Annotated in this window: 5 protein-coding genes; 3 read left to right on the top strand and 2 right to left on the bottom strand. The window is 71.9% G+C overall.

Translation table 11 applies throughout. The annotated features are described in order from the left end of the window. Positions 1–168 precede the first annotated feature (168 nt). Together ACWGIG_RS35370 and ACWGIG_RS35365 are read left to right on the top strand one after the other, a co-directional pair. Entirely contained in the window at positions 169–306 is a 138-nt protein-coding gene (locus ACWGIG_RS35370; RefSeq protein WP_398415860.1) for an SPW_0924 family protein, read from the top strand. Positions 307–321: 15 nt separating this feature from the next. After that, positions 322–1,362, top strand: a complete 1,041-nt coding sequence (locus tag ACWGIG_RS35365; protein ID WP_453325802.1) for a DUF3068 domain-containing protein — start codon at positions 322–324, stop codon at positions 1,360–1,362. A gap of 129 nt (positions 1,363–1,491) precedes the next feature. Here ACWGIG_RS35365 and hrpB read toward each other — a convergent pair whose 3' ends face one another. Continuing rightward, positions 1,492–4,017, bottom strand: a complete 2,526-nt coding sequence (hrpB, locus tag ACWGIG_RS35360) for an ATP-dependent helicase HrpB (RefSeq protein WP_453325801.1) — start codon at positions 4,015–4,017, stop codon at positions 1,492–1,494. Positions 4,018–4,119: 102 nt separating this feature from the next. Continuing rightward, positions 4,120–5,004, bottom strand: a complete 885-nt coding sequence (locus tag ACWGIG_RS35355) for a class I SAM-dependent methyltransferase (protein WP_453325800.1) — start codon at positions 5,002–5,004, stop codon at positions 4,120–4,122. A 394-nt stretch (positions 5,005–5,398) separates the two neighbouring features. On the opposite strand from ACWGIG_RS35355, the gene rpsA reads away from it, so the two are divergent. Continuing rightward, positions 5,399–6,913 carry a 30S ribosomal protein S1 gene (rpsA, locus tag ACWGIG_RS35350; protein ID WP_398415866.1) on the top strand — a complete coding sequence of 505 codons (1,515 nt, stop codon included), beginning with the start codon at positions 5,399–5,401 and terminating at the stop codon, positions 6,911–6,913. Positions 6,914–7,013: the final 100 nt, after the last annotated feature.

Raw genomic sequence — 7,013 nt, 5'->3', positions numbered from 1 at the left:
GACTGATGCGGGAGGGGGCCGGGGAATCCGGTCCCCTCCCGCTGCGTCCGGCCCCGGGGAGAAGCTCCGGTCCGGCCTGTTCCCCTCTCGCGCGGCCGTTGCTACGGTGCCCCCTCCCCGACGTCCCTGACGGAACGTCAGAAACCTTTACCGGGAGGGAGACGGGTCATGCGCGCCCTCATTGCCGCCGCCGTGGGACTGGCCGCCGCGTTCGCCCTGGTCCTCGCCATCACGGCCGTCGGCACCCCGACCGGCGAAACCTCGCCGAAGCCGCTGCTGACCACCGTCCCCGGCCCGAAGAAGTAGCGGGGCGAGACGCACATGCGACGCAAATCCAGCCTGTTCCTGCTCGCCCTCGCGGTCTTCTTCGCCGCCCTCTCCCCGCTCTTCCGCTGGTACGCATTCCCGCGCCTGGCCAAGATCCCGCCCAGCCAGTACCAGGAAGCGGTCCTGGAGGCCAAACCTGCGACGCTTGTCGACTACGGCACGATGCAGTCCCGGCAGGTCGAGAGACTCACCATCGTGCAGACCCTCAAGGGCAACGTCGAGGAGTCCGAGAAGATCGAGGCGACCGCGGACCGCGACGTCGTCGTCTGGGACGCCCTGTCCTTCGTCGCGGGCCCCGACGGGAAGATGGTCTCCACCATCCCCGAGCGCTACATCTTCGACGCGCACTCGCAGGACCCCGTGCACGCCACCGGCGAGTCGGTCGACGGCGATCCCGTACAGCGCCGCGGCATCGAGTTCAAGTGGCCGTTCCTGACGGAGAAGCGCGACTACGAGTACTACGACTCCCGGGCCCGGCGCACCGCACCCATCCACTACCGGGGCACGCAGGAGTTCCGGGGCCTGGAGGTCTACTACTTCGAGCAGACCATCCCCTGGACCAAGGTGCCCTACCCCAAGCAGATGCCGATGCCGGGCATCGACTCCTCCAAGCTGGAGAAACAGACCGGCACGAGCATGTGGTACACGACGAAGCGGATGTTCTGGGTCGACCCCGTCACCGGCGCTCCCGTCAACGGCGAGGAGATCCACAAGGAGGAGATGCGGGGCGGCAGCCTGCTGGGCGGGCGCGACAAGGTCACCGCCTTCGCGGGGCACGTCAAGATGCGGCCCGATTACGTGGACTCCACGGTCGCCCTCGTGAAGTCGAACCGGACGCTGGTGCTGCTGCTCACCTCGTACCTGCCGTGGGGCTTCCTGGGGCTGGGGCTCGCCCTGCTGGCGCTGGCCCTCTGGCTGGAGGCGCGGGGGCGGCGCCCGGCGGGTGCTCCGGCGGGCGCCGGGCGCGGCCCGGACCCCGGCGAGCGGGAGGGTGTGCCGCTGCGCGGAGCAGTCCCCTCCCCACCCCTCCCCTGAACCGCTGGCCGCGGGGCGGGGGTCTTCGTGCGGGTGCGTCGTGGCTGGTCGCGCAGTTCCCCGCGCCCCTAAAAGCCTGCCCCCTGGCCGCCCAGCCCTCTTGGGCAGCGGGGGCGGGCACATTCACCCCTACCGCTGCAACCGCGCCTTGGTGAAGCGCGTCGCTTCGAACCCTCCCGGATCCTCCGGCCAAGGATGCTTCGGGTACCGCCCCCGCAGCTCCGCCCGCACCGCCCGGTACCCCTCCTTCCAGAACGACTCCAGGTCAGCGGTGACCGCCGCCGGCCGCCCCGCGGGCGACAGCAGGTGCACCAGCACCGGCACCCCCGCCACGCCCCCCACCCGCGGCGTCCGGGCCAGCCCGAACATCTCCTGCAGCTTCACCGCCAGCACGGGCTGTTCGCCCCCGTAGTCCACCCGGATCCGCGACCCGCTCGGCACCCGGATCCGCTCCGGCGCCAGCTCGTCCAGCCGTGCCGCGTCCCCGCTCGCCCACGGCAGCAGCCGCTGCAGCGCCTGCCCCGCGTCGATCCGTCCCAGGTCCGCCCGCCGCCGTGCCCGCGACAGCTCCGGCTCCAGCCAGTTGTCCGTATGTCCGGACAAAGCTTCGTCCGACATGTCCGGCCAGGGTGCCCCCAACTGCCGGTGCAGGAAGGCGAGCCGCTCCCGCAGGGACTCCGAGTCCCGCGTCCACCGCAGCAACCCGACACCCTCGCGACGCAGCCCCTCCCGGAGCGCCTCGTGCACACGCGCGCGCGGTGCGTCCTTCAGCGGCCGTACCGTCAGCTCCACGGCGCCCAGCCGGTCCACCCGCCGGGCGACGACGTCCCCGCCCTCCCAGCGCACCTCCTCCCCGGACACCCTCAGGTGCTCCGCCGCGAGCAGCGCCGTGTCCTCGTCGACGACGGCCGCGAGCCGCACCCTCGCGGACGCCGAGTGCGAGGGCCGGTCCGCGACCGCCACCGCCAGCCACGGCGCAGTGCGCAACCGCGACCCCTCACCCACCTCCGCCCCGGTCCCGGACGCCATGAGGAAGGCGCCCGCGCCCCGCGCCCGCGCCACCCGCTCGGGAAACGCGAGCGCGGCCACCAGCCCGGCCACCGCGTCGTCACCACCGCCATCGCCGGATCCCGAGCCGGAGCCGCCCGCGCCCCCGACCCCCGACGCCAGCCTCCGCGCCTCCTGGCGCCACCGCGCCCCGTAGCCGTCGTTGCCGCGCCGTGCCGCCCGCCACGCGCCCGCCAGGTCGTCCCCGTACTCCCGCGGCGGCTCCTCGCTCAGCAGCGCCACCACCTCCGCCGCCCGGCGCGCGCCGACCTCCCGGGCGCCGTCCAGCAGCGCCCGGCCCAGCCGGGGGTGCAGCCCGAGCCGGGACAGCCGTACGCCCCGCTCCGTCGCCCGCCCCTGAGCGTCGACCGCGCCGATCGCGGTCAGGACCTCCCGTGCCGCCGCCATGGCCCCGGCCGGGGGCGCGTCGAGCAGGGCGAGCCCGGACGCGTCCGGGTCGCCCCAGCAGGCCACCTGGAGCGCGAACGCCGTCAGGTCCGCCACCTTGATCTCCGGATTGGGGAAACGCGGCAGCCGCACCTCCTCCGCCTCGTCCCAGCAGCGGTACGCCGTCCCCGGGGCCTCGCGCCCGGCCCGGCCCGCCCGCTGCCGCGCCGCCGCACCCGACGCACGTACGGTCGTCAGCGCACTCAGCCCCCGCGCATGGTCCGTACGCGGCTCACGGGCGAGCCCGGAGTCCACCACGATCCGCACCCCGGGCACCGTCAGGCTCGACTCGGCGACCGAGGTGGTCAGGACAACACGGCGTCCCGACGAAGAAGATCCCGCGAGTACGGCGTCCTGCACCGCTGCGGGGGCGCGTCCGTGCACCTGGAGCACCTCGGCGCCCACGCCCCCCAACTGGCCCGCCACCCGCGCGATTTCGCCCACCCCGGGCAGGAAGCACAGCACGTCGCCCTCGTGCTCGGCGAGCGCCCGCCGCACCACCGACGCCACATGCGTCAGCTGAGCCGGGTCGACGCGCATCCCGTGCGGCGGACGCACCGGCCGCACCGGCGGCGCCCACACCGTTTCGACGGGGTACGACACCCCCTGCGCCTCCACCACGGGCGCACCGCCCAGCAGCTCGGCCCAGCCCGCCGCGTCCGTCGTCGCCGACGCCGCCACGAGCTGCAGCTCCGGCCGCAGTGCGGCCCGCACGTCCAGCAGGAAGGCCGCCACCGTGTCCGCATCAAGATGCCGCTCGTGGCACTCGTCCAGGACGACGGCATCGACGCCCGGCAGCTCCTGGTCGCGCTGCAGCCGTTGCAGCAGCACCCCCGTCGTGACGACCTCCACGACCGTCTGCGCACCCACCGTGCGCTCGCCCCGCACGGTGAAGCCGACCCGCCCGCCGACCTGCTCGCCCAGCAGCCACGCCATCCGCCGGGCCGCCGCACGGGCGGCGATCCGCCGCGGCTCCGCGACGACCACCCGCCGCACCGGACCCCCGCCCACCAGCCCGGCGAGCACCAGCGGCACGAGGGTCGTCTTGCCGGTGCCGGGCGGCGCGCACAGCACCGCGGTGCCGTGCGCGGCGAGCGCCTCTTCGAGGGCGGGCACTGCGGTACGTACGGGCAACTGGTCAAGGGCGTCGGTGCGGATCACGCCCCCAGTGTCGTACGGAGCCGGGCGCGGCCGTCAGTCCCGTACGCAGACGAGGATCAGTCCCGTACGCAGACGAGGATCAGTCCCGTACGCAGACGAGGATCAGTCCCGTACGCAGACGAAGATCGCCGACCCCGGGATCAGGTTGCCCCGCAGCGGGGACCAGCCGCCCCACTCCGAGCTGTTCCAGGCCGGCCACTCGGGCTCGACCAGGTCCACCAGGCGGAAGCCGCCCGCCACCACGTCCCGGATGCGGTCGCCGAGCGTCCTGTGGTGCTCCACGTACACCGCCCGCCCCTGGTCGTCCTGCTCCACATAGGGGGTGCGGTCGAAGTACGAGGCGGAGACCGAGAGGCCCTCGGGGCCCGGCTCGTCCGGGAAAGCCCAGCGGATCGGGTGCGTCACCGAGAACACCCACCGCCCGCCGGGCCGCAGCACCCGGTGCACCTCGCGGAACACCTTCACCGGGTCCGCGACGAACGGCACCGCGCCGTACGCCGAGCAGGCCAGGTCGAAGGAGCCGTCCCGGAACGGCAGCACCCCGGCGTCGGCCTGCACCAGGCCCACCCCGTCCTCGCCGCCGCCGATCCGCAGCGCGTGCTGGAGCTGCCGGTGCGAGAGGTCCACCGCGACCGGGCGGGCCCCCTGGGCGACCAGCCAGCGGGAGCACTGCGCGGCGCCCGCGCCGATCTCCAGCACGTCGAGCCCCTTGAGGTCCTCGGCGGGGCCGAGCAGCTCCGCCTCCACCTCGTCGAGGCCCTCGGGACCCCAGACGAAGCGGTCGTCCCCCAGGAAGGTCCCGTGGTCCTGCTGGTACTCGTCCGCGTTGCGGTCCCACCAGCCCCGGCTGGCCCGGCTGCTCTCCGCTTCGCCCGCGTCACGCCGGGTGGCCTCGGACTCGACGTCGTCCTGGAGGCCTGGGCCGTCCAGCGCGTCCAGTGCGTCGAGGGAGTCGAAAGCGTCGGAGGCTTCGTCTTCGTGGATCATTGCGCCCGTCTGAATCGTCTGAGTAGGCTCCGCCGAAACCCTCCCCGGGTACTGTCCGGCGGACTTGCCGAGAAGTGGTCGAGGGGGAGCGGGGCGGCCATTGTGGCCTCGCCGAACCTGAGTTGTGCCGGGTATGAGGCGTTCCGCCCCGGGTGTGTGCCTTCGCGCATTGACCCTGCCCGGCAGCCCCCGTATGCTACAAGTTGCGCTGCGAGCCTGCGCGCCTCAGACCTAGCAGGCCGCGCTCGCATCTGTAGGTATGTCTCCTCGGTTTTCGAGGCGCCTGGTGGTGTTTTCAGCCCGGTGCTTCTTCGGCTGTCCGGCTTCTGCAGAGCGACAGGCTCACGGCGTAGCAGTACCTACGATTTCTGTCCGTACCGGAGCCCTTTCCCACATGACGAGCAGCACCGAGACCACCGCCACCACTCCGCAGGTTGCGGTCAACGACATCGGCGACGCGGACGCGTTCCTCGCGGCGATCGACGAGACGATCAAGTACTTCAACGACGGCGACATCGTTGACGGCGTCATCGTGAAGGTCGACCGGGACGAGGTCCTGCTCGACATCGGTTACAAGACCGAAGGCGTCATCCCGTCCCGCGAGCTTTCCATCAAGCACGACGTCGACCCCAATGAGGTCGTCGCCGTGGGCGATGAGATCGAGGCCCTCGTTCTCCAGAAGGAGGACAAGGAAGGCCGCCTCATCCTGTCCAAGAAGCGTGCGCAGTACGAGCGCGCCTGGGGCACGATCGAGAAGATCAAGGAAGAGGACGGGATCGTCACCGGCACCGTCATCGAGGTCGTCAAGGGTGGTCTCATCCTCGACATCGGCCTCCGTGGCTTCCTGCCGGCCTCCCTCGTCGAGATGCGCCGCGTCCGCGACCTCCAGCCCTACGTGGGCAAGGAGCTCGAGGCCAAGATCATCGAGCTGGACAAGAACCGCAACAACGTGGTCCTGTCCCGCCGTGCCTGGCTTGAGCAGACCCAGTCCGAGGTGCGCCAGACGTTCCTCACGACCCTCCAGAAGGGTCAGGTCCGCTCCGGCGTCGTTTCCTCGATCGTCAACTTCGGTGCCTTCGTGGACCTGGGTGGCGTCGACGGTCTCGTGCACGTCTCCGAGCTGTCCTGGAAGCACATCGACCACCCGTCCGAGGTTGTCGAGGTCGGCCAGGAAGTCACCGTCGAGGTCCTCGACGTCGACATGGACCGCGAGCGTGTCTCCCTGTCGCTGAAGGCGACGCAGGAAGACCCGTGGCAGCAGTTCGCCCGTACGCACCAGATCGGCCAGGTCGTTCCCGGCAAGGTCACCAAGCTGGTTCCGTTCGGCGCGTTCGTCCGCGTGGACGAGGGCATCGAGGGTCTGGTCCACATCTCCGAGCTGGCCGAGCGCCACGTGGAGATCCCGGAGCAGGTCGTCCAGGTCAACGACGAGATCTTCGTCAAGGTCATCGACATCGACCTTGAGCGTCGCCGGATCTCGCTGTCGCTGAAGCAGGCCAACGAGTCCTTCGGTGCCGACCCGGCCTCGGTCGAGTTCGACCCGACGCTGTACGGCATGGCCGCGTCGTACGACGACCAGGGGAACTACATCTACCCCGAGGGCTTCGACCCCGAGACGAACGACTGGCTCGAGGGCTTCGAGACCCAGCGCGAGGCTTGGGAGGGTCAGTACGCCGAGGCGCAGACGCGCTTCGAGCAGCACCAGGCCCAGGTCATCAAGTCCCGCGAGGCCGACGAGGCCGCCGCTGCCGAGGGTGCGGCCGCTCCGGCCGCCGCCGCCGGTGGCAGCGCCAGCGCCGGTATCTCGGGCGGTTCGTACTCCTCGGAGTCGGACGACAACTCCGGCGCCCTGGCGTCGGACGAGGCCCTGGCTGCCCTGCGCGAGAAGCTGGCGGGCGGCCAGAGCTGAATGCTCTGACCCTCACCGGTCGCGTGGTCGTCCGGCCTGTCACAGGACGGCGGCCGACAGCTGAACCGGCTTGACGGCGAGGCCCGCTCCCCTTCGGGGG

The organism is Streptomyces sp. NPDC054863 (assembly GCF_053610825.1).
Note: the sequence above shows the minus strand (reverse complement) of the source record. Positions and strands in the feature narration are given on the sequence as shown.